Genomic DNA, 1,027 nt, shown 5'->3' with positions numbered 1-1,027 from the left:
CAGAAGCACAAGTTGTCCATTCGATATATAAAAGTGCGTGCCCCAAACTCGCAAACGTGGCTGCTTAAAGCAAAATCCACAGGGATGACTACGAGGTCACGCATAACTCATTTTCGTATCAGTGGTTTCAGTTTTCAAGGGCTTTATTTCATACAAAATACCTTGCTGTATACAACTTCTTAATCGTCCTGCCAATCGTCGGGCTACGCCCACTATGGCTCGTTTACCTCCTCGTGTTTTTGCTAAACGTTGATAAACCTCATTGAGTTGAGGATCCTTTCTGATCGCTATCCAAGCGGCTTCAACAAATATATGGCGTAAGGCAGCTCGTCCCTGACGGCTAATATGCCCTTGTCGAACATGCTCACCCGATGAGTATTCTACTGGTGTAAATCCCAAGTAGTTAAATAATTTTTTCTCATTCGAAAATTGTTTCATATCCGCAAGTTCGTCTTTTAATCTTAATGCCACAATTTCACCAATCCCAGGGGCACTTTGGTAAATCATCATTAATGCGTGTTCCTCTTCTGTTTGCATATCCAATAAATCTTTTCGAATTTGTGCTAAATCTTGAGTAAACAAAATCCACTGATCTGCATATCGCTTAACCGTATAATAAAACCCGGACGGATAATCTAACTTTCTCACCCCTTCAAGCTTCTTATTCAACCACCGTTCGCTAAGCACTGTATCGTCCTCTCCAGAGATGAGCCCTTGCGTAAACAAGAGCGACTTGAGCTTTTGACCTATCTGGTGGCGCAGCTTGACGATATTATTACGCAAACGTGAGGCACTGCGTTTTGCCTCTTGCTCTAAGGTTGGTACATAAATGCCCTTCAGTCGACCAGCAGCTAATTGCGTTGCCATTTTCTTCGCATCCCGTTTATCGGTTTTCACTCGGTCACGTGTCGCCACCTCAATCGAGCCTGGGTGAACCACTTGGTTGTTGATGCCAACCTGAATTAACTCTCGATGCAAGTGGAAACCTGAAAATCCAGCTTCGTAAACCGTTTCTACGTTAGCGCCT

Annotated in this window: 1 protein-coding gene; it reads right to left on the bottom strand. The window is 43.8% G+C overall.

From position 1 onward, the window contains the following. Positions 1-96 precede the first annotated feature (96 nt). On the bottom strand, positions 97-1,027 hold a 931-nt coding region (locus DNK84_RS10985), incomplete at its 5' end, for an IS110 family RNA-guided transposase (RefSeq protein ID WP_119344553.1).

Origin of the sequence: Facilibium subflavum (assembly GCF_003574485.1) — a bacterium.
In the GTDB taxonomy this organism is placed as follows: Bacteria; Pseudomonadota; Gammaproteobacteria; order Francisellales; family Francisellaceae; genus Facilibium; species Facilibium subflavum.
Note: the sequence above shows the minus strand (reverse complement) of the source record. Positions and strands in the feature narration are given on the sequence as shown.